At 48.9% G+C, this 21,553-nt stretch carries 19 protein-coding genes and 1 other annotated feature; all 19 genes read right to left on the reverse strand.

The features are described 5' to 3' along the window. Nucleotides 1-68: 68 nt before the first annotated feature. Nucleotides 69-584: a deoxyuridine 5'-triphosphate nucleotidohydrolase gene (locus tag HJV72_RS11900; RefSeq protein WP_208071255.1), complete on the reverse strand. Its 516-nt coding sequence runs from the start codon at nucleotides 582-584 to the stop codon at nucleotides 69-71. After that, nucleotides 577-1,065: an anaerobic ribonucleoside-triphosphate reductase activating protein gene (nrdG, locus tag HJV72_RS11905; protein ID WP_208071260.1), complete on the reverse strand. Its 489-nt coding sequence runs from the start codon at nucleotides 1,063-1,065 to the stop codon at nucleotides 577-579. Before nrdG ends, HJV72_RS11900 begins: the two co-directional genes overlap by 8 nt. Nucleotides 1,066-1,068: 3 nt before the next feature. Further along, nucleotides 1,069-3,198: an anaerobic ribonucleoside-triphosphate reductase gene (gene nrdD / locus HJV72_RS11910; RefSeq protein ID WP_208071263.1), complete on the reverse strand. Its 2,130-nt coding sequence runs from the start codon at nucleotides 3,196-3,198 to the stop codon at nucleotides 1,069-1,071. A 222-nt stretch (nucleotides 3,199-3,420) separates the two neighbouring features. Then, nucleotides 3,421-4,194, reverse strand: coding sequence for an ABC transporter ATP-binding protein (locus HJV72_RS11915; protein WP_208071266.1), 774 nt, complete (start codon nucleotides 4,192-4,194; stop codon nucleotides 3,421-3,423). Further along, complete coding sequence (locus tag HJV72_RS11920; protein WP_208071267.1) at nucleotides 4,187-5,068, reverse strand: ABC transporter permease; 882 nt, start codon at nucleotides 5,066-5,068, stop codon at nucleotides 4,187-4,189. Before HJV72_RS11920 ends, HJV72_RS11915 begins: the two co-directional genes overlap by 8 nt. Nucleotides 5,069-5,101: 33 nt before the next feature. After that, a complete protein-coding gene (locus HJV72_RS11925; protein ID WP_208071269.1) occupies nucleotides 5,102-6,118 on the reverse strand; it encodes an ABC transporter substrate-binding protein in 1,017 nt (338 codons plus the stop codon). Between the two features lie 282 nt (nucleotides 6,119-6,400). Beyond that, nucleotides 6,401-6,649: a binding site (T-box leader), on the reverse strand. A 63-nt stretch (nucleotides 6,650-6,712) separates the two neighbouring features. Beyond that, entirely contained in the window at nucleotides 6,713-8,098 is a 1,386-nt protein-coding gene (locus tag HJV72_RS11930; RefSeq protein ID WP_208071272.1) for an alanine/glycine:cation symporter family protein, read from the reverse strand. A 420-nt stretch (nucleotides 8,099-8,518) separates the two neighbouring features. After that, nucleotides 8,519-9,337, reverse strand: a complete 819-nt coding sequence (locus HJV72_RS11935) for a carbohydrate ABC transporter permease (protein WP_208071274.1) — start codon at nucleotides 9,335-9,337, stop codon at nucleotides 8,519-8,521. A gap of 10 nt (nucleotides 9,338-9,347) precedes the next feature. Continuing rightward, nucleotides 9,348-10,235: a carbohydrate ABC transporter permease gene (locus HJV72_RS11940; RefSeq protein ID WP_208071276.1), complete on the reverse strand. Its 888-nt coding sequence runs from the start codon at nucleotides 10,233-10,235 to the stop codon at nucleotides 9,348-9,350. Between the two features lie 56 nt (nucleotides 10,236-10,291). After that, nucleotides 10,292-11,593 (reverse strand): ABC transporter substrate-binding protein, encoded by a 1,302-nt coding sequence (locus HJV72_RS11945; RefSeq protein WP_208071278.1) that lies wholly within the window; start codon nucleotides 11,591-11,593, stop codon nucleotides 10,292-10,294. 99 nt (nucleotides 11,594-11,692) lie between these two features. Next, on the reverse strand, nucleotides 11,693-12,754 hold the full coding sequence (locus HJV72_RS11950) for a uroporphyrinogen decarboxylase family protein (protein ID WP_243765622.1): 1,062 nt from the start codon (nucleotides 12,752-12,754) through the stop codon (nucleotides 11,693-11,695). A 506-nt stretch (nucleotides 12,755-13,260) separates the two neighbouring features. Then, on the reverse strand, nucleotides 13,261-13,485 hold the full coding sequence (locus HJV72_RS11955; protein ID WP_208071280.1) for a hypothetical protein: 225 nt from the start codon (nucleotides 13,483-13,485) through the stop codon (nucleotides 13,261-13,263). Between the two features lie 189 nt (nucleotides 13,486-13,674). Continuing rightward, on the reverse strand, nucleotides 13,675-13,890 hold the full coding sequence (locus tag HJV72_RS20510) for a PF20097 family protein (RefSeq protein WP_442899299.1): 216 nt from the start codon (nucleotides 13,888-13,890) through the stop codon (nucleotides 13,675-13,677). Between the two features lie 169 nt (nucleotides 13,891-14,059). Further along, entirely contained in the window at nucleotides 14,060-14,980 is a 921-nt protein-coding gene (gene metA, locus HJV72_RS11960; protein WP_208071282.1) for a homoserine O-acetyltransferase MetA, read from the reverse strand. A gap of 3 nt (nucleotides 14,981-14,983) precedes the next feature. Beyond that, the gene (locus tag HJV72_RS11965; RefSeq protein WP_208071284.1) at nucleotides 14,984-16,339 is read right to left on the reverse strand and encodes an AI-2E family transporter; all 1,356 of its coding nucleotides are present in this window, start codon (nucleotides 16,337-16,339) and stop codon (nucleotides 14,984-14,986) included. Nucleotides 16,340-16,452: 113 nt separating this feature from the next. Continuing rightward, nucleotides 16,453-17,910 carry a Na+/H+ antiporter NhaC family protein gene (locus HJV72_RS11970; RefSeq protein ID WP_208071286.1) on the reverse strand — a complete coding sequence of 486 codons (1,458 nt, stop codon included), beginning with the start codon at nucleotides 17,908-17,910 and terminating at the stop codon, nucleotides 16,453-16,455. Nucleotides 17,911-17,934: 24 nt separating this feature from the next. Next, complete coding sequence (locus HJV72_RS11975) at nucleotides 17,935-18,849, reverse strand: DMT family transporter (RefSeq protein ID WP_208071288.1); 915 nt, start codon at nucleotides 18,847-18,849, stop codon at nucleotides 17,935-17,937. Between the two features lie 26 nt (nucleotides 18,850-18,875). Further along, a complete protein-coding gene (locus HJV72_RS11980; protein ID WP_208071290.1) occupies nucleotides 18,876-20,123 on the reverse strand; it encodes a metal-dependent hydrolase family protein in 1,248 nt (415 codons plus the stop codon). A 17-nt stretch (nucleotides 20,124-20,140) separates the two neighbouring features. Further along, on the reverse strand, nucleotides 20,141-21,553 hold the full coding sequence (locus HJV72_RS11985; protein ID WP_208071291.1) for a YfcC family protein: 1,413 nt from the start codon (nucleotides 21,551-21,553) through the stop codon (nucleotides 20,141-20,143).

A 21,553-nucleotide genomic window follows, 5' to 3' on the forward strand; every position in this document is an offset into this window, starting at 1 on the left:
GACGGAGGTTTTTTAAAAAACCTCCGTCCCCAACCGGCATTTGACCTGTCCCCGAATGAAATCAAGGCTTATTTAGATGTACTTCCAAACCCTCCGTTGCGGGTTCCGGTCGCATCGTCATCCATCGTGATTCCGTATTCGACGAATATTCCCTGCATGAATCCGGCGCCTGCCTCAAGCTCTACTATTTTTTCTTCATTCGTATCATTTGTTATTTTCGCAAAAATATGCCCTTCATTGTCAGAATAGAAGTAATCGCTGTCTATGATGCCGACCGTATTGTTGAGCTGCAGCCTGAATTTAAACCCAAGCCCGCTTCTTGGATAGCATTTCAGCACCCAGTTTTCCTGCATCTCTACACGGACTCCTGTCGGTATCTTCACTGTTTTTCCCGGATGGAGCACGACTGGTACCGGAGTAAAAAAGTCATATCCGGCCGAACCTGCTGTCGCCCTCTCAGGCAGACGGACCGAATCATACACCTCCTGTATCTCGCTGTCTTCAATTGCTCCGAATGTATCTCTGAAATCTGCCTTAAACTGTTCAAAACTAACTTTGTGGAACTGTGCAACTCTTTTAGCCATGTAACACTATCTCTCCTGTCTTCTTCGTATTTTTCACGTCGATAACCAGCTGGTTGGAGCTTCCCTTCCAGTGGAGCGTGCTGTCTTTTTTGTCTTCCATATACTCCCCGTCCACAAGCACGTCCACGTAATCCATCACTTCCAGGTCTTTGACTTCTTCCCAGACGCTGCCTGTGTAGAGCCAGATCGTCTTATCTGGATACCTCTTCCTGATCTCGCATGCCAGAGCCGTTATATCCGCAATATTTGCCTCATGGAGCGGGTCGCCTCCCGAGAAGGTTACCCCATTTACATAATCTCTGTCCAGCTCTTCAAATATCTCTTTCTTTGCACCTTCATCAAATATGAGACCGTCATCCGGGTTCCACGTCACCTCATTGTGGCATCCTTTACAGCCGTGTGAACATCCGGAAACCCATAATACAACGCGCAGTCCGTCACCATTGAGCATGTCATCTTTCGTAATATTATGATACCGCATCTTCTACATACTTTTCCTTTCTGCTATTTCTGCCATCTTGGCCTCGTTGAGACGAGTGTCCCCCTTTACTCTTGAGTAGGAAAGATACCCGTTCATACGATCTATCTTCGTCAGGTTCTTGCTGCCGCATACGGGGCAGACATCCATGGACAGCTCCTCGTGTCCACAGTCGTCGCAGTAAGACAGAGACAAGTTCACACCTTCATAGAATCCCTTCTCCATGGCACGCCTGACGAGTGCCCTTATGGCTTCTTTATTGTAATTGACCGGATATTTTACATACTGTATCTTTCCGCCGTTGCTCAGGTCCCAGAAGCGCCCTTCTAAATCCTGCTTCTGAATCGGGGTAATCTCTTCCGAAACATGGCAGTGGAAGCTGTTGCTTACGTATTCCCTGTCTGAGACATTCTCTATAATACCGTATTTTTTGCGGAACTGCTGGACCTGTACGCCGCAGAGGTTCTCTGCCGGGGTTCCATAGATGGCATAGAGGTGTCCATCCTCTTTCTTATACTCATTGATCTTATCATTGATATGCTGCAAAGTATCTAACGCGAACTGGCCATCCTGCGCAAGGGACTTCTTGTTGTGCAGCTGCTGCAGCTCATTCAGGGCAGTAATGCCAAAGGATGCGGTTGCAGACTTGAGCAGCGGCTTAATCTTGTCATACAGCCCGAGATGTCCTCCGTAAAAGCCGCCTTCACAGTAAGCGAGCGGATTGGTGGACGCCTTCATCTCCCCGAGGTACTCATATGTCCGAACGTGCAGCTGGCGGATGAGTTCCAGGTAATAGTCCAGCACCTCGAAGAACGTTCTGCTCTCCTGCTTCGCCTTAGCATAAATCATCGGCAGATGCAGGCTGATGGCTCCGATATTGAACCTGCCTACGAACACAGGCTCGTCTCTGTCATCCGCAGGCTCCATCCCCCCTCTTTCATACCAGGGTGAAAGGAATGCACGGCATCCCATCGGGCTTATGATCTTGCCGTATTTCTTGTACATGCTGGAGACATAACCTTCTCCGGTAAGGCTCAGCCAGTCAGGATACATCGTCCTGGCAGAACATTCTATACCTGCTTCAAACAGATCTTCCAGCGGTTTTCCCGGTCCGTGAAGGTTCTCATCATATAAAAATACTATCTTCGGGAACAGCACCGGCTTCTTATGTCCTGCTTTGCCCTGTCCGTTACCGCGTACTTCCAGCATCTTCTTCGTTGCAAGCTTGCCGTACTTATTCGTCACAGTACCTGCCGTGACAGTGATAAACGGATAGTCGCCCCTGCTGGAAGACACGGAGTTGAACTTGTACTCCCATCCCTGGAACCCCTGTTCCATCTCTTTTTCTAGATCTGCCCAGGCAACCTTCTGTACCGTCTCTTCATCAAGTCCCAGCTCCGTATATTTATCAATCAGCTTCCTGTGTGACTTTTCAGCGTAAGGCGCCAGAATCTCATCTACGCTCGGTACGGTAAATCCGCCGTACTGCTGGCTTGCAGCGCTCAGCACGATATCGCCGATTACGTCAAATGCCGTATCCAGCGTCTTCGGTTCATTGTACCAGAGGTTCCCCATCTCAAACCCGCCGCTTAAAACTGCCTTTACATCAAAGAGACAGCAGTTCATCGTGTCACGTCTCGCCGACATGTCATGAATATAAATGTATCCGTCCCGGATGGCCTGTACTTCCTCGACCGTAAGGAAGAACTTCTTGTACAGCTCCCTGTTCAGCTCGTTAAATATAAGGCTCCGCTTCGTAGACACGAGCGCGCTGTCCGTATTGCTGTTCTCCTTGTCCCCGATGTACATGATAGACTGGCTCTTCTTGTATACCTCATCCAGCATCTGTACAAAGTCCTGCTTGTAGTTCCTGTAATCCCTGTAGCTCTTAGCCACGACAGGATTCACTTTCTCAAGAGCGCCTTCCACCACATTGTGCATCTCCGCAATCGGTATCTCGGCCACGTTCCTGGCATCTACCTTCTCCTCCACGAAGCTGCAGATAAAGCCAAGCTCTTCTTCTGTAAATTTCACAAGTGCACGGTAGGCAGATTTATTTACAGCAACCACTACCTTCTGCACGTTGAACTCTTCTTTTGTACCGTCTTTTTTTACTACTCTTACCTCATTTTTCATTCAAGCATACCTTCCTTCTCACCGATGTCAGCCTATATTTAGTATAGATGTCCGGCACCATCACAATATCATGTGTTTTTACTCACTTATTAATCTTACCATTCCCGATGTATAGCGTCAATGACAGCGCCTGAAAAATAATTCACAAAAATAGAGCCTGCAGCGGCTCTGCAAATTGTATATAATTATTTCCCCTCTGAAAAGCAGCATAGAATGCGGCCATCAGTTGCCGCATTCTATGCTTATCTCATTGAACAGTTTCAGAATATCATCCACCGTAATGCTGTCTTTTTCTTCCTCTTTCTTATCCAGTATCACTTCTCCCTGATGCATCATAAGAAGACGGTTTCCATATTCCACGGCGTACCGGAGGTTGTGGGTAACCATAATGGTCGTCAGCTGCTTTGCCCTGACAATCTTATCCGTCAGTTCCATGATGAGCTCTGCGGTCTTCGGGTCGAGGGCCGCCGTATGCTCATCCAGAATCAGGAACTCGATTGGCGTCATCGTAGACATGAGCAGGGCCATCGCCTGCCGCTGGCCGCCTGAGAGCGACCCTACCTTGATATCCAGCTTATCCTCCAGGCCAAGTCCGAGCTGGCTCAGCTGCTCCCTGTAATATCCGACCCTCGCCCTATTCGTCCCTCTTCCAAGGCCGTAGAGCTTCCCTTTATTGTCTGCAAGAGACATGTTCTCCAGAATCGTCATGGACGGACACGTCCCCATGGCAGGATTCTGGTACACTCTGCCAATCCGCTCATTTCTGCGGTATTCCTTTTCCTTCGTAATATCCTTTTCATTGATAAATATGCGTCCGGCTTCCAATGGTATGCTGCCGCATATGATATTCAGCATAGACGTCTTTCCAGAACCGTTGCTCCCTACGACGGACAGGAACTCGCCCTGCTCTATCTTGAGGTTGAAATTGTGGAAGAGGCACATTTCATTTATCGTGCCCGGATTGTAATATTTCTCGATTCCCCTGAGTTCAAGCATTTTTGTTCACCTTCTTCTTTCTCTCCATGCTGACGATGAGTATGATAAGGAACAGAACCGCCGTAATCAGCTTCATCGCCTGAGGTTCAAAGTTCTTAAGGGCGACCGCGACACATGCCTTGTATATGACAGAACCTATCAATACAGAAGTCGTCGCCTTTAAGACTGTCATCTTCTTGAAAATGCTTGTGCCGATGATAACGCTTGCAAGGCCGATGACAATCGCCCCTGTCCCCATGGAAATTTCAAATACCCTCTCCTCCTGGGCGAAGACACATCCTGCCAGGGATACGAGCCCGTTCGCTATGGCAAGGCCAAGAATCTTCACATTCCCCTGATCCTTGGCAAGCGAGGTGACAAGCGTATCGTTGTCCCCCACTGCACGCAGAAGATACCCTGACTTTGTCTTCAGGTACAGATCGAGGAGCACCTTGCTTATCACGGTTAATATGAGGATAACTATCAATGTCGCATACGGTCTGAGGACCTCCGGTACGATGCCGTCTATCATATCGTTCTTGAATATCGTCTTCTGGGAAAAGAGCGGAACATTCGACGTCCCCGCGATATAGAGGTTTACTGTCCAGAGCGCTGTCATCATGATAATTCCGGACAGCAGATCCCTCACCTTGCACTTCACATGGATAAGACCTGTGCATATGCCTGCCAGCACTCCTGCCGCAAATGCCGCAACCAGAGCCAGGTACGGATTCACGCCCTGTGTGACAAGGGCAGCAGTAATTGCTGCCCCGAGCGGGAAACTTCCGTCGACCGTAAGATCTGGAAAATCAAGTATCTTGTATGTGATATAGACCCCCAAAGCCAATATCCCATATATGAGCCCCTGTTCAATAATGGTTACAATCAAGTTCATGAAAATGCCTCCCGCATGCGAAATATACTTCTTCTACTCTGTTATCTCATCAAAACTCTCAACCGCGTCTGCCAAAAGCGTCTCCGGCACGGAGATTCCAAGGTTCTCCGCCACTTTTGTATTTACATAGAATCCTGGTTCCGTAATCAGTTCAAACTTCATCTCCGAAGCCTTCTCTTCCCCTTTAAGAACCTTGGCCGCCATCTTTCCGGTCTGCCTGCCGAGTGCGATATAGTCGATTCCCTCTGCCGCAAGGCATCCTATCTTTACCTGCTCGATCTCGCTGCCGAACACCGGAATCTTCTTATCGTTCGCCTTTTCGAGTATCGTCGGCAGCGATGCTACGACAGTATTGTCCGTAAGGTTCGTAATGCAGTCGACCTGGCTTAAAAGGTCATCCGCCGCAAGGGATACGTCTGCAGTCGCCGTGATACCCTTTTCCACAAGTTCAAAATCATATTTGCCCACCAGCTCTTTGTACTCTGCTATAGCGGATACGGAATTCGCCTCGCTTGTCGTATACATGATACCTATCTTCTTCGCATCCGGAAGCATTTCCCGGATCATCTTCAGCTGCTCTTCTACAGGAAGCTTGTCGGACGTTCCTGTCACCTCGCCTACCGGAGTCCCTTCCTCGTCTGCAAGTTCTGCCGCCACCGGATCAGTCACCGCCGTATAGATGACCGGAATCTTGCTGTCCATCGCCGCATTGTACGCGCTCTGAGCCGTCGGCGTCGCTATCGCGCAGATCATGTCTACCTTGTCAGATACGAAGCCGTCGGATATCTGTCCTGCCGTTCCCATATCTGCCGCCGCGTTCTTATACTCGACCGTCAGGTTATCGCCCTCTTTGATGCCCTCTTCTTCAAGTCCTTTTAAAAATCCTTCTCTGCAGTTGTCCAGAGACCCGTGCTCTGCAAACTGCTCGATACCGATAGTGTAGCTCTCCTTATCCGAGCCTCCGGAAGATTGGGATGAATCTCCGCATCCGGATAGTAATACTGCTGTCATTGCTGCTGTTAATAATCCTGCTGTTACTTTCTTTTTCATTGTTCTTTCTCCTTTTCTTTTCATAGAATCCTTTTGCTGTTAGGAGAGAAAATCATAGCAGAGCGGGCAGGCGATAGATGGCTGAGTCTGCGCAATATCTTGGTTTTCTGAAAATGTTTTCAGCCTTAGATTGCGGGCACCTCGTGACCCCTGGTCTCTCGGTCGCGGGTGCCCCGCTGATATTTTCAGAACTAACCATCTATTTGCGCTAGCGCAATATCTGGTTTTTCTGAAAATGCCCGCAATCTCTACCACGCGCAAAAAACCGCCCCAAACCTTTAGGTTTGAGGCGGTAATAATTAACTCTTATTATCGCGGTACCACTCAAATTGACGAATCGTCCACTTTTCTCATGTACTAACATACACTCCTGATTGATAACGGGTTCGGTTCCCGACAAGCCATACTCTCGCACGATTTCAGGCTGCCCTCGAAAGTCCATTCAACTATCTCCTTCATACGGCAATCACACCACCTGCCGCTCTCTTGGATGTCGCAAGATAATCTACTCTTCTTTCTCAACGGTTTTTCTTATTTACACCATATACTTTAATTCACCAAAGTGCATTTGTCAAGTCAAATTTAAAAATATTTTTAGTCCTTGATAACCGGAACCGGCGTATCGTCTTTTGCATCGAGGTCGTTTATGTACTTCTTCGTCTCTTTTACGATTACATTCGACAATAACAGCACCGCAATCAAGTTTGGTATTGCCATAAGCGCATTCAGCGTATCGGCAATCAGCCATACGAGGTCAAGCGCTACGATAGGAGCAATCGCTGCAACCAGGAGATAAAGGATACGATATACGAACATTACCTTGCTGCCTGCAAAATATTCCACACAACGCTCTCCGTAATAAGCCCATCCAAGAATCGTAGAGTAGGCAAATGAGATAATGCCAAGTGTCAGAATAATTGGTCCAAGATATGGAATCTGGCCAAATGCCATGGATGTAAGAACACCGCCGTTTTCAATCTGGTCTGCATTGATGGAAGGGTTCTTCATGATAGTCGTAACAAGTACAAGACCTGTCATAGCACAAACAACTACGGTATCCCAGAATGTACCTGTGGAAGATACGAGCGCCTGACGAACCGGGTTTCTTGTCTGAGCTGCTGCAGCTGCGATAGGAGCAGAACCCATACCAGACTCGTTAGAGAACAATCCTCTGGCAGCACCCATCTTCATGGCAATCATGAGACCGCCGCCCACAAGGCCGCCTGCTGCGGAACCCGGTGTAAAGGCAAGCCTGCCGATAGTTGCAAGTGCCGGGATGATGTAGTCATAGTTCATACCTAAGATAATAATACATCCGATTACATAGAAGATAGCCATGAAAGGAACCAGCTTCTCACATACTCTGGCGATAGATTTGATACCACCGAAGATAACGATTCCGGTAAGGACTGCGACAACGATACCGATTGGCCACTTTGGAAGGCCAAGGTTCTCGTTACATACGGTTGCGATTGCGTTGACCTGTGTCGCACAGCCGATACCGAAGGAAGCGAATCCTGCAAGCACCGCAAATGTTACACCGAGCCACTTCATGTTAAGTCCCCGTTCCAGAGCATACATGGCACCACCCTGCATACGGCCGTCCTCCGTCTTGACTCTGTACTTTACAGCAATCAATGACTCGGAATACTTCGTCGCGATTCCGAATACACCGATAAGCCAGCACCACAATACTGCTCCCGGTCCCCCGATTGCAATGGCTGTACCTACACCGATGATATTACCGGTACCGATGGTAGCCGCCAGTGCGGTCGTAAGAGCTCCGAACTGCGATACTTCACCTTCTGCTTCCGGGTCTTTTGTTACAGACAGCTTAATACCCTTTGAGAGTGTCTTTCGCTGGATAAATCCTGTACGGATTGTCATAAACACGTGGGTACCGAACAGCAGGATAATCATGAACCAGCCCCATACCCACCCATTGATGGTTGTTACGAAAGAATTAATTGCATCAAACATGTTATTCCCCCTTCTCTTTCCTTTGATTTACTATGCACTTTCTGATAAAAATAGTACTACGATAAAAACAAACAGGTGTCGACACCAGATGTCGACCGCCCCCCTGCATCACCTAAAAACATTGTACATGAATTTGTAGAAAATAGCAACTATCGTTATAAAATTGACATTCAATTCGTCATAATGACGAAATAATAAAGATTATTCTTCATTTTTCAATTTGTTAAATAAATAACTAACTATTTTATCGCACAATTTCCGCGGTTATTTCCTGCCGGCGGCAAAACAAAAAGACCCCGAAGGTATGTTCCGCCTTCGGAGTCTTTGTATATTTTGTATAGGCTGTACAATATTGTACTATATATCGTATGTACCGAAATAATATTAACACATAATTCCGTTAGATGCAAGTATTTCATATTATCCTTTTATGCCGCTCAGCGCGATGCCCTCCTTGAACCTGCTCTGCATACATATATAAAAGAGGAACGGCGGCAGAAAGTTTACGACCGCACACGCCATCGTAAGCCCAACGTCCGTATTGAACTGTGTTTTCATCAGGCTGAGCGCCAGCGGCAGCGTCTTCATCTCCTCCTTCGTACATGCCACAAGAGGCCAGATAAAGTTATTCCACGCGCCGACGAATGTAAAGATAGACAATGCCAGTACGGAGGACTTTACCATCGGGAGCACGACTTTGAAGAACGTCCCGATATTGCCGCAGCCGTCAATCTTTGCCGCATGTATCAGATCCTGCGGTATATCTAGAATCGCCTGTCTCATGATAAATACGCCGAAGGCTGTCGGGAGGGGCAGGATAAGAGCACGGAAAGTATTGAGCCATCCAAAACTCTTTGTTATCAGGAACAGGGGGACGACAATGACCTCTGACGGCACTATCATAGTCAGTACGAGAAAGAGGAACAGCCTGTCATTTCCCCTGAAATTCATCTTGGCAAATGCATAGCCCGCCAGAGAGCATACCGCCACAGTCAGCACCACTCCGGCAGCCGCCACGAACACGCTGTTGAAGATATAGCGGCCGAAATGCTCCATTGCAAATATCTTTCCATACTGCTGTAAAGACAGCTTCTCCGGTGAAAAGTCAAAGTCATGGGCATTGATGGTGGACTTAAAAGACATCAGGAACATGTACACGAAAGGAACGATGTTCACCACGATAATCCCTGTAAGTAATATGGAATCCATTCCATTTTTAATAGCTTTTGCTGCTTTCATATCTCCTCCGTTATATCTCTGAAACTTCTCTTCGCATCAGCATTTTCTGCATCAGCGCGATGACGAGCACCACCGTAAACAGCATATTGGATATGGCCATGGCATAGCCCGCTTTGCTGCTGCCGAAGCAAGAGGTATATGCATACAGCACAAGCGTCGTCGTGGCATTGTTCGGACCTCCGCCGGTCAGGTTGAAAATGAGGTCAAAGCAGCGCAGGGAATTGGTCAACGACAGAAATACGGCCAGGATGATCGTCGGCTTCAGCATCGGAAGTGTAATGCTGAAAAAACAGCGCAGCCTCCCCGCTCCGTCCACTTTGGCAGCTTCATAGCAGACGTCAGGAATTGACAGCAGGCCGGAAGAATAGATGACGACGTAATATCCCATATACTTCCACACTGCAACGAGCCCGACCACTGCCAGTGCCTTTCCGGAATCTCCAAGCAGCATGGACGGATCCACCCCGAACAGGCCGAAGAACCATTCCACCGCCGGCAGCTTTCCATTCAGGAATTCTCTCCATACGACGCCCGCCACCGCATCTGCGCACAGAACAGGTATGAACACGGCGCAGTTGGCCAGCTTTCCAAGAACCTTTTTCCGGCTGGCAGTCAGAAATGAGGATACCAGAATGCCCGACACGGTCTGTAAAGGAACGATGATGACAATCAGGTCCAGCGTATTTTTTAATGCTTTCATAAATTTGCTGTCCGACATGAGCCGTCTGTAATTGTCCAGACCAGAAAATACTGGTTCTGTCATGATATTATATTTTGTAAATCCAAGTACGATAGAAATGATAACCGAACCAAGTACAAACGTCACCAGAATAACAGTGATGGGGGTGATGTAAGCATATGGCGCAAGGCTTTTTATTGCTGATTGTTTTTTCTCCATGCCGTTCCTCTCAAAAAATGTCCGCACCAGCGGCGGACATTTCATGTATATCATTCTTATTCTTTATCTGACCAGTATTCGTCCAGCAGATTGTTCGCATAGTCTTCCGCTTCGTTCAGAGCCTCCTCGACCGTCATCTCATCTGTCATGATTCCCTGGAAGTCCGCGGAGAGCTGTGTCAGAATATCAGCCCCGCAGGGTCCCGCCTGTAATCCGTGCCACTTGTCGATATCCTCCGTATAGATACGCTCCATCTTCTCATCTCCGGCATATGGCTCACTGACCGTCAGTGCGGCGCCCGGGCATTTCTCATGATACTGTGCCATGAATGCAGAGCCGGTCACATATTTGATGAAGTCCATCGCAAGGTCTTTATCTTCTGCCGCCGACATCAAGGTCAGGCAGTCCGTTGCCCCGAAGGTGCCATAATCCTTGTTCTTAAGGGACGTTACATAGTCCCATTTCAAATCCGGATATGTCTCGCCAAACACCGTCTCATCGGTCTGGGATGAGCGGTATACTCCGAATGCCGACTTGCCTTGTCCGAATACATTGGCAAATGCCTCTGACCAGGACTGGGACATAAAGTCCGGATTCATATACTGTGTCAGTTCCTTTAACCATGTCACAGCCTCCGTGCCTGCCTCGTCTGCAAATGCCACAGACTTCATGTCATCCTTATAGATCTGGCCGCCGTTCTGCCATAGTGCGCTGTAGTAATATGCATTTAACACCTGCATGGCGCCTACTTCGCTCGTGCTCATGCCTGCCGCATATCCATACTGGTCAATCTCGCCGTCACCATCGGTATCCTTCGTCGCCGCCTTACAGATCCTCACGAAATCTTCCCATGTTTGCGGGGCACTCTCCCCCAGCTCCGCCAGAATGTCTTCATTGTAATATAGTACGAACGGAACTCCTGTCACCAGCGGCCAGCCGTACTGCCCTTCCATCATATAGCCATTTTCCAGATATTTGTATTCCGCCTTATCATCCTCCGTAACGTAACCGGACATATCCTCGACCGCGCCGGCGTTAATGTATGTAGGGAACATCTCGTTGTACATATATCCCACATCAGGCCCCTCCCCTGAATTGAGCGCTGTCATATAAGTCTCTTCGTAGCTGTCCCATGGGACGACCTTGATATTGACGGTACAGTCGTTCTCTTCCTCCCAGTCCTTGAGCAGTGGTTTCCAGTTATTTACCGTGTCATCATCCAACGGCGCGACCCATACATCCAATGTCTTACCGCCCGATTCCTGCTTTTCTTCCTCTGAGCCGTTGTTGCCGCAGCCGGCGCACAACGCCGCAGACATGGCCAGGACAATCAGAATGCTGATTAATTTTTTCTTCATAGCTTGTTCTCTCCCTGTATCTCTTACAATATTATCCAGGGATATTTTAACATCAGCATATAAGTTTCACAAATTGTTAACTTCCATGAACAGCATCGTTTATAGATGGTACCTATATGTCCTGGCCGCTTCCATGAAGATATCTATCTGCTCCGGACTGGTCGTCTCGGGGATATCGCATCCCGATGCAAGGACATAGCCTTTCTCAGACTTAAGTCCCGCATCCATACAGTCTGTGACCGCCTTTCGTATCTCCTCCCTCGTTCCATTCATGATGGTTTCCACCGGATCTACATTTCCGGCTATAGGCACGGCCTCTCCCAGTTCCAAGGCTGCTTTCTCCAAATCCACGATATTGTCAAGGCTCACTTCATTCAATTGATAATTCCGAAAATATTTCCATATCGTATCGGTCTTTCCACACATATGAAGCGATACCTTCTTACCGGTCTTAGCATATGCGTAATCTGTCAGTTCCTTTGTAAATGGATAGACGAATTTCTCGTACATTACCGGTCCTATCAATGCAGGATTTGCCACAGGATCTGCCATAGCAATCCCCATCCCGTATTCTGCCGCAAGGTCGATGCAGCTCTTCTCGCTGTCTGTTATAATCCGTATAAGCCGGAGGACATCATCCGGGCTCTTCCGGCAGTCCCGCAGCAGGCGTTCCACGCCCCGCAGATTGGAAGCAATCGTAAGCGGTCCTCCGATGCTCATTTCTACAGGTACGATTGCAAGCGCTGTCTTCTCCAGTATGGCAGCCGCTCCTGCGAAGTCCTGTATTCTTGCATTCGTATGGGCGTCAACCGGTTCCATCGTCTCGAGCCGGTCATAGCTGTCTAGCAGAGGCACATCCATATAAGGTACTCCTTGTCTCGGATAGACGACCCGCCCGCCAAGCGCCTCTGTAATGCCCCTGGAGTTCGGCCCGATATCCATCCTGTCATACCCGTAACGGTTGAACGGTATAATCTCCGCCTCTGCCATCTTTTTCGGATCATGGGACAGATCCCACACGCTGACGCCGCTCAGCACACCTTTCAATTCGCCCATGAATGGAACGCACGGGATACGGTCGTACGCTTCCCCCTTCTCAATCGCCATTTTTCTCTCAACAGGTGTCATTTCATCTGCCATGCACTTCTTAATCTCAGTCAATTTCTTATCCTTCCTTCCGCAATATAGTCATAGGGTCAATACCTTTTGACATCAGCACCATTATATTTAATAAATACGGAAAAGACAAGGAGGGATGCCTATGGGGGCCGTTCTTTTGTTTGCCGTCTGTTAACCGTGGATAAAGTATGATAAAATGAAGGAGAACCATATGAACAAAAGACAAAAGCTGATACCATTAAACAAACTGAACCTTACGGACCGTTTCCTCTTCGAGGAAGTGACGGAGGACCCCCTGGCCCACCAGGAGGCGCTCGGCAAGATTTAATCAAAAAGAAGCTTGAAAAAGGGAAGTCTATTGAAGAAATTGCTGATGCCCCGGAAGAGACTGAGGCAGTCATCCAGGAGCTCATCAAGGAAATGCAAGCCTAGTAAAATGGGCGCGGGCAGGGGTATGGAAAGGGACTCCCTCTCGCTTAGTCTGCCAACGTGGGAAGGCGCCACAGCTGATAACCGGCTGTCGGCGCCTTCCCACTTACAGTTCATCCCTATGTACTCTGCCCGCCTTGGGCATTGATGATATGTGACGCTTCCCGGACCGTAAGATTATGTTCCTGGAGCAGCCGATACAGCTCTTTTAATTCCTGCTCCTGCTTCCTGGCTATAACCTCGTCCTTCTGCCGCAACAGCGAATCCAGTTTCCCCTGAACCCTGGCTATCTGTTCGTCCAGCACTCCCAACTGTTCCTCATAAGATTTTGTCCTTCTGGCCATATTTATACTCCGCTCCTTTGTCCATTTTATATTTATAAATATATGGACAGACTTTATGAATTATGACTATAATATTACTCTGAGTTTCCTCAGATATGACCTGCTATTTTTGATTTGCAGTTGTTTATACGCAAAAAGGATGAAAATAAAAAAGCTCTTAATAAAAAATATATATTCTAATGGTTTTCGTTAATCCAATTTGGTGATTAAGATTTTACATGAATTACAATAATATGATTCGATAAAAGGGCGGTCTTCAAGTATAGACGTCAATTTAATTTTTTTCGCAAATAGAAGCCCACCATCTTCCGGAACCCATTTAAGAGCATAGCGATCTTGCCATATTCTACCCAACTTCATGTTTTTATCGCAATAAGGACATTTCATTATTTTACATAGCCTCATGTTTAATTGAGAATTTTAACTGTATGAAACCTTTTTCCCCTAGTTCGTTCTTCTGCTCTTCTTACATTTACAGTCTAGTAGCTGCTGCTCCCGAAACAATGCTTTTTATTATAGTTTCTAAGAATCTACAATCCCACACAAACGTGTCAACCACAGGTTTTTCGGCATTTTAGAACGGCGTCCCGTCCAGATCGTAAGGTGTCACCTGGTAGACATAGTAGTTGAGCCAGTTCGTGTACAGGTTGTTGGCATGTGCCCTCCACGTCAGCAGCGGCCTGTTGTCCGGATTGCCATCCGGGTAATAGTTCACAGGGATATCAATGGGCAGCCCTTTTCCGACATCCCTCTTGTACTCGCCGTCCAGCGTTATCCTGTCGTATTCCGGATGTCCCATCACGAATATCTGCCTTCCGGCCTGGGCCATCACAAGAAAGGCACCGGCTTCTTCCGATTCCGCAAGCATCGTCAGCCTTTCGTCTGCATGTATCCTCTCTGCCGGTACGTCCGTATGTCTGGAATGGGGGGCGTAAAACACATCGTCAAACCCGCGCACGAGCGGTATCTTTCTGTTCATCACCTTGTGGCGGAACACGCCGAAGAGCTTGCTGTCAAGCTGCACCTTGTCGATGCCATAGTGGTGATACAGCCCCGCCTGTGCTCCCCAGCACAGGTGCAGCGTGGACGTCACATGGGTCGTCGTCCACTCCATGATCTCTTTCAGCTCTTCCCAGTAGTCCACCTCTTCAAAAGGCATCTGCTCCACCGGTGCCCCGGTTATGATAAAGCCGTCAAACTTCTGGTCTTTTATCTCCTCGAATGTCTGATAGAACTTGTTCAGATGGCTCGTCGGCGTATTTTTCGACTCATGGCTCGATACGTTGACGAATATCACATCTACCTGCAGCGGCGTGTTGGACAGTGACCTGAGTATCTGAAGCTCTGTCTCTTCCTTAAGAGGCATGAGGTTCAAAAGCCCGATTCTAATCGGACGGATATCCTGATGCGTCGCCCGGAACTCATCCATCACGAATATATTCTCACGTTCCAGTATCTCTTTGACTGGCAGATCGTTCTGTACTCTGATTGGCATAGATTACTTTCCCTCCCTTTTATCTGGCTGTTGTACTTCGGAATGGACGTACTTTCCCGAATTATCTACATAGCTCATAGTGTCATAGTATTTGGAGTCCGCCGGCAGCTTCTTCCGCTCCAGCTTGTTGTTCAAGATCATCTGCACGATATAATAGATGACCGCGAATGTCGGAACACCCATAATCATCCCGACAAAACCAAACAGGCCGCCGCCGAGCAGGATGGCCACGATTACCCAGAAGGCAGAAAGGCCCGTAGAGTCCCCGAGAATCTTCGGTCCGAGAATGTTGCCGTCAAACTGCTGGAGAAGCAGGACGAATAGGATGAAATATATCCCTTTTACCGGGTCGGACAATAATATGAGCACCGCGCTCGGAATGGCTCCGATATAAGGGCCAAAAAAAGGAATTACGTTAGTGACACCGATGATTACGCTGACCAGCATCGTGTAAGGCATATTCAGGATGGAAAGTCCCATAAAACATAATACTCCGATTATAAGAGAATCAATGATCTTTCCTATAATAAAGCCGCCGAATATCTCATTGCTCTTCGTCGCCAGATGGAGCAGCATATTGCTGTGCTCAGGCTTCAAGATTGCGTACACTGCCTTCTTACTCTGCCGTGAAAACATCTCCTTGCTGAACAGGATATAAATAGATACGATAATTCCAATAAGCGCGTTGATAATCTCGCTGATAATGCTGATGACTCCGACTGTCAGATTGGACATGATATCGTTCGCCTTCGTCAGAAGGTCCGTACGCAGCCACGTCTGCAGCATATCCGTACCTTCCTCCACCGCCGTCTTGATAAGGGCACCTGTTGTCGAATCTTCAAGCTTCACATTGTTGAGCTTGTCGACGAGGTCATTCAACTGCCCGGGAAGGGTATAGACCAGATTACGTATGCTGGAATACAGTTCCGGGATAAGCAGATTGCACAGCGTGATAATCAATATGAAAAAGATGACGATGGACAGGAATATGCCGCACGCCCTCGATAGCTTCCTGGCTCCGTCACGCTTTTTGATCTTCGTCTCAAGAACCGGAACGAGATACCTGTCCACCTGCTTGACAATCGGGTTCATCAGATATGCGAACACGCAGCCATAGATGACCGGCTTAAGCACATCGAATATCTTCGTGAATCCTTCCGACAGGTTCGTAAGCCTAAGGAGTGCAAAATAGAACAATATGCTTGCCGCCACTACAAGAAAAGCCGTCATTCCCCGGTTGAACTGCTGACGAATCTTTGACGGGCCCTTCCCCCCGAACCTGGGCTGCTTTGCATAATAGTCAGAACGCTTTTCCTTCTCCTGACCGCCCTCCTGATTGTTTTTATTTCCATTTTCCATATATACGCGCACCTCTCTACACAATTAAAATCATTATACCCTCTGTGCAAAACCTCGTCAACCAAAAAGGGAAGCCTGGGCTTCCCTTTTATACGACACTTTTTTCTGCTGTCTTATTTATGCGCCTTCGCTTTGATGCGCTCTCCGCCCGGGCCTTCATATTCCCTGCCCCATCCTGTGAGCACGGAGAACAGGAATACTCCGAACAGCGCGATGCAGTGGAAGGTCGCCCCCGCCAGGGCAATCGGGTTTATGGCATGGATAAAGGTATATTCTTCCATCAGCCCTGTTATACAGCTGATTACGATAAAGATAAACGAACTCGTAAATGGTATAATCACAGACAATGTACTTGCAAATCCATCCAGCAGGTTCGAACGCCGGTAAGGGTGCAGCCCGCTCTCCTGTCCTATCTTATCTGCAATCGGCCCATACATGATGATTGCCGGCCCGTTGGCTGAGCCTAAGCATATGGAAGTAAGGATGATGCCAAAGCCTATGATGAATTCGGAGCCGATAATCGACTTGTTCAGCTTGCTCTTGAGCAGGGCATCTATCATCTTCTGCATCATCCCGCTCTCGTTCAGCACCCCGATGATTCCGGCAACCGCATACAGATAGCCGACCGTTCCGAGCATATTCTTGATACCGTCGATGGCAAACCCGGCCAAAGCTCCGTCCTGCACGGATACGATATCAGCCGGCGTAAGGATTCCTGCGGCAAGCCCGATGGCCGTACCAGATATGATGCCCCACGTAACCGCGATGAAGATATCTCTTTTGATAATCGCGACCGTAAGAAGCACTGCGACAGGGATGAGCATGATAAGGCCCTTCGGATCCTTGTATGCTTCCAGAATCTCTTTTCCTGCCGGGTCTCCTGCACCTGCGTTGCCGAGCACGAGGAACAGCACGCAAGCGATAGCCATGGCTACTAGAGCATATTTCAGACGTGTCGCTACGACACCGCCGATATCAGCCGTACCCTTTTTGTTCTTATAGCTCTGTGAAGCTGCAGACGCAATTGTCGTGTCAGATATCGGGGCGATATTATCTCCGAATATGGCCCCGGACAAGATTGCGCCTGCCAGGAACAGCGGATGGGCCCCGAGCAGGATCCCCGACGGATAGAGAATTGGAAATCCTGAAAACAAAGTCCCGATTGAAGTGCCGGTGGACATAGATATGATACTCGTGGCGACAAATGCAAATACGACGAACATACCGCCATGCAGTCCCATGGAATCGCCGAGCCAGACGAATCCCTGGGCAACACCGCCCCGCGACATCATCTTTGCAAAGATACCAACTACGAGCAGAATCAGAGCAAGCGTATTCATCATCTCCGATGTCATCCCTTTGACGACGGCGCGCCAGTAGCGGCTCCAGTCCTTCGCAAACAGGCTTCCGATAATGATTACGAGAATGCCGCCCATACAGAGCCCTTCCATCTCGAACACTTTAAAGACGACGAAAAGCATGATACAGACTACGACGAACAATATAAGCGGCAGTACGGCAAAAAAGCTCCCTCCTCTGAATTCCAAACGTTTCTCTTTCTTATCTTCCATAAACGATTCACCCTCCTTTTCCTTTTAACTTTTTACACGATTTTCAAAGTAATTCGTCCCCCACACGCTCAGCACGATCAATGTCCCACCCACGACCTGATACCAGTACAGATGTTCCTTCACGATGAGCACGCCGGCCGCGATGGATATCACTGTGGCAAGATTGATGAATACTGCCGCATTGACTGCTTTCAGCTTGGAAAGCATATAGTTCATACAGAAAAATGCCACCGCTGAAGTACCGATGCTCAGTTCTATGACCACGAACATCATTTTCGCAGAACGAAATGGCACGAGATACGCCGTAAGCACCGCCCGGTCAAAAATGCCCTGCACAAGCGAAATACATGTGAATATGACAGCTCCAAGGCATATCATCGTATACGTTATCTCCACAGATGAAAAATACTTGGAATATTTCCGCGAGAGCACGTTATTGACTGACCCTCCGAGTACAGATACGAGCATCAGCAGTATGCCGAAAAATGTACCATCGTTTCCGCTGCTCTTTGCAAATACGACAGTAACCATAACTCCTGTCACGGATACAATGATAAAAAACACCTGTATGCGCATCGGTTTTTCCTTCAGTATCCATATCCCAAACAGCGTCACAAATATAGGCATGATCGACACTAATATGCCTGCCTGCGAAGATGAAACATACTGCAGGCTTATGGTCTCAAAGAAAAATGAGATACCCGGATAGAACACCGAGAGGGCCAGGACGCCCATCACCGGCTTATCCTTATAGCTGATATGTATGACGCCGAATGCCCTGAGGACTGTCATAAAGACTGCTGCCAGCGCAAACCTGAAGCTCATCAGTACCATCGGCGGAATCTCGGCCAGTCCCTGCTGCGTTACAAGGAATGACAGACCGAAAAACACGGCCATCACGACACCTGCCGCATAAGGCAGAATACCTGTTTTTTTCATATAGCCCCTCTTCCTGTTCCCGCACGCTAATATGCGGGCATGATTCCTTTATCCCGGTCTACGTAAGCCACGCCGCCCCTAAATACCTTTCGTATGCGTTCCTTGTCACATAATATATTGATATCCAGGAGGGGATTCCCGTCTACGAGGAGCATATCTGCGGTCTTACCCGGTTCGATGCTTCCGATATCCTCCTGCAGGAGCGCCTCTGCATTCACGGACGTAGCTGCCTTGATGGCATCCATCGGTGTCATCCCGTTATTTGTCAGGCATTCCAATTCGTACGCATTCTCACCATGATAATTGAACGGCGTTCCCGTATCTGTTCCGACACCGACTCTTACGCCTGCGTCCAGTGCCTTGTGCAGATTCACATAATGGTGCCGTGCGAACAGTTCTACCTTTTTCAGATGGTCCTCCGGCACGCCCGCAGACGCACCGTATTTTATGGTACGAAACGCACAGAGCGTGCTCATGAGATACGTTCCCTTTAAAGCCATCCTGCGGATTGTCGCTTCATTCAGAAACGTTCCGTGTTCTATCGTACGGACACCCGCCTCTACCGCATTGAAACATCCTTCTTCCCCGATGCAGTGTGCCGCTGTACAGATGCCGTTCTTTTCCGCTTCCTTCACTGCGGCAGCCATCTCTTCTATATTGAACTGTGCCACCGTGGCAGGCCCCGGGGACATCCCCCCGCCGGTCGCCATGAGCTTGATATTGTCTGCTCTGCGCTTGATCCTCTTTCGCGCGCATTTCCTCACTTCCTCTTCCCCGTCGCACACTTCCGCTATCCAGTCGGCCTCCATCGCATAATCCGAGAACATATCTCCGTGCCCCCCTGTAATCGTAAGCGCCTTGCCGCTGGCCAGAATACGGGGCCCTATAACCGAACCCTCCTGTACCGCCTGCCGGATATCCATATCTATCTCGCCTTTTTCACCGCAGCAGCGGATTGTCGTAAAGCCGGCCTTCAGGTCTTCCTGTGCTCTTTTGACGCCATGGATAGCCGCCAGTCCGGCCGGCTCCATAATCATGTTGCGGAAGTTATCCGGCTCCCCGTTCATACAGAGATGTACATGCGCATCGATCATGCCCGGCATCACGGTCCGGCCGCCGGCATCTGTCATCTCCCAGTCCCGGTATAACGCAAGCGCCTCTTTCGTCTCTCTTCCTGCATAGCAGAACCGGCCTCCTTCCACTGCGACCATTGCATGTGGCACACCCTCGTCTGCCAGCCCGTCTATAAGAAAACAATTCCTGATTACATACATTCACACCACCGTCTTTCTTAAAACGGCCCATAGTCGATCAGCTGCGCTATCACGAGGCTGATGCTGCCGAGAACCGTCACTATCAACATGTACTTCCAGATAAACTTCACCCATTTCTGATACGGAATCTTCGCAAACGCCAGACATGCCATCAGTACCCCTGACGTCGGAAAGAGCAGATTCGTGAATCCGTCTCCCATCTGGGAGGCCAGTATCATCGTCTGGCTGTTGATACCGACCAGCGCCCCGAGAGGGGCCAAGATAGGCATCGTGATCAGGAACTGTCCGGAACCTGAGTTTACAAGGAAGTTGAACAATAGCTGTATGAAGAATATCCCGATAACCGCCAGGGACGGAGGAAGGATTCCGACTGCCTGTGACAGGGCATGGATGATAACGTCAATGATACTTCCTGCATCCAGTATGACCATGATGCCTCTGGAAAGCCCGCATACGATTGCCGCTGCTATCACACCTTTGGCGCCTTCAATCATATTCGTACAGACGTCCTCGGCCTTAAGCCTGCCGATGACGGCTGCAATGAGGGCCGCGATGATGAACAGGCCGTTGATCTCTTCCATATACCAGCCCCGTGAGATAATCCCGTACACCATCACCGCCAGAATGATGACAAGCGCGGCGCCAATCAGTTTGTGCCGGCCAGTGGCCTGCGTCTCTCCCGTCTGGTTCTCATATCGCCTGGCCAGTGCCGCGCTCTCTTCGTATACAAGGCTGCTCTTCGGATCCTTCCTCACTTTTTTGGAATAGTGCAGGACATACAGGACGCCTGCCACATAGAATACGACCTGAAGGATAATGCGGAACCATGCCCCCGAATACAATGGCAGCCCCGTAATCTCATCCCCGATTCCCACGGTAAACGGATTCGTGACAGAGACGGAGAAGGCTGAGAATGCCGATACGACTACCATGCCTGTCGCCGTCATAGAGTCAAATCCAAGGGCGAGCATAAGGGGCATGACTGCCGGAAGATATACGAGCATCAGTTCCGCACCTCCGATGATTGCTGCAATCAACGCAAACACGAACATAAGTATCGGGAAGATAAGCATCTCCTTCCCCTTCAGCTTTCTGGCAATCGAGTTGATGCCGACCGCGATTGCTCCGGTCGCATTGATAACCTGCCAGCACGCACCGATAATCAGGATGGTGAACGCCACGAGGGACGCTCCTGTCAGTCCCTGCGTAACGGCTTTCAGCAGGAAGAACGGATTCAGGTATTCCTTATCCGTATATTGGAAGGAATCCGTCACCACCACCTGTGACGTGCCGTCCTCCAGCGCCGCCCGTTCGTATGCCCCGGATGGTACGATCCATGTGGCGATGAGCGCTATGACCATCATCACAAACAAGATGGCAAATATATGGGGAAACTTTCTCTCTCTTATCTTTTTTACTTTCTCTTTCAT

Origin of the sequence: Extibacter sp. GGCC_0201 (assembly GCF_017566055.1) — a bacterium.
In the GTDB taxonomy this organism is placed as follows: Bacteria; Bacillota; Clostridia; order Lachnospirales; family Lachnospiraceae; genus Extibacter.

Excerpts from the sequence above, each read along its gene's own strand:
- HJV72_RS11975 (WP_208071288.1), bottom strand. The coding sequence starts at position 18,849 with ATGAAAAAAACAGGTATTCTGCCTTATGCGGCAGGTGTCGTGATGGCC.
- nrdG (WP_208071260.1), bottom strand. The coding sequence starts at position 1,065 with ATGCGGTATCATAATATTACGAAAGATGACATGCTCAATGGTGACGGA.
- HJV72_RS11985 (WP_208071291.1), bottom strand. The coding sequence starts at position 21,553 with ATGAAAGAGAAAGTAAAAAAGATAAGAGAGAGAAAGTTTCCCCATATA.
- HJV72_RS11920 (WP_208071267.1), bottom strand. The coding sequence starts at position 5,068 with ATGAACTTGATTGTAACCATTATTGAACAGGGGCTCATATATGGGATA.
- metA (WP_208071282.1), bottom strand. The coding sequence starts at position 14,980 with ATGCCAATCAGAGTACAGAACGATCTGCCAGTCAAAGAGATACTGGAA.
- HJV72_RS11980 (WP_208071290.1), bottom strand. The coding sequence starts at position 20,123 with ATGTATGTAATCAGGAATTGTTTTCTTATAGACGGGCTGGCAGACGAG.
- HJV72_RS11915 (WP_208071266.1), bottom strand. The coding sequence starts at position 4,194 with ATGCTTGAACTCAGGGGAATCGAGAAATATTACAATCCGGGCACGATA.
- HJV72_RS11970 (WP_208071286.1), bottom strand. The coding sequence starts at position 17,910 with ATGGAAGATAAGAAAGAGAAACGTTTGGAATTCAGAGGAGGGAGCTTT.
- HJV72_RS11930 (WP_208071272.1), bottom strand. The coding sequence starts at position 8,098 with ATGTTTGATGCAATTAATTCTTTCGTAACAACCATCAATGGGTGGGTA.
- HJV72_RS11925 (WP_208071269.1), bottom strand. The coding sequence starts at position 6,118 with ATGAAAAAGAAAGTAACAGCAGGATTATTAACAGCAGCAATGACAGCA.
- HJV72_RS11965 (WP_208071284.1), bottom strand. The coding sequence starts at position 16,339 with ATGGAAAATGGAAATAAAAACAATCAGGAGGGCGGTCAGGAGAAGGAA.
- HJV72_RS11955 (WP_208071280.1), bottom strand. The coding sequence starts at position 13,485 with ATGGCCAGAAGGACAAAATCTTATGAGGAACAGTTGGGAGTGCTGGAC.
- HJV72_RS11900 (WP_208071255.1), bottom strand. The coding sequence starts at position 584 with ATGGCTAAAAGAGTTGCACAGTTCCACAAAGTTAGTTTTGAACAGTTT.
- HJV72_RS20510 (WP_442899299.1), bottom strand. The coding sequence starts at position 13,890 with ATGAGGCTATGTAAAATAATGAAATGTCCTTATTGCGATAAAAACATG.
- HJV72_RS11940 (WP_208071276.1), bottom strand. The coding sequence starts at position 10,235 with ATGGAGAAAAAACAATCAGCAATAAAAAGCCTTGCGCCATATGCTTAC.
- nrdD (WP_208071263.1), bottom strand. The coding sequence starts at position 3,198 with ATGAAAAATGAGGTAAGAGTAGTAAAAAAAGACGGTACAAAAGAAGAG.
- HJV72_RS11935 (WP_208071274.1), bottom strand. The coding sequence starts at position 9,337 with ATGAAAGCAGCAAAAGCTATTAAAAATGGAATGGATTCCATATTACTT.
- HJV72_RS11945 (WP_208071278.1), bottom strand. The coding sequence starts at position 11,593 with ATGAAGAAAAAATTAATCAGCATTCTGATTGTCCTGGCCATGTCTGCG.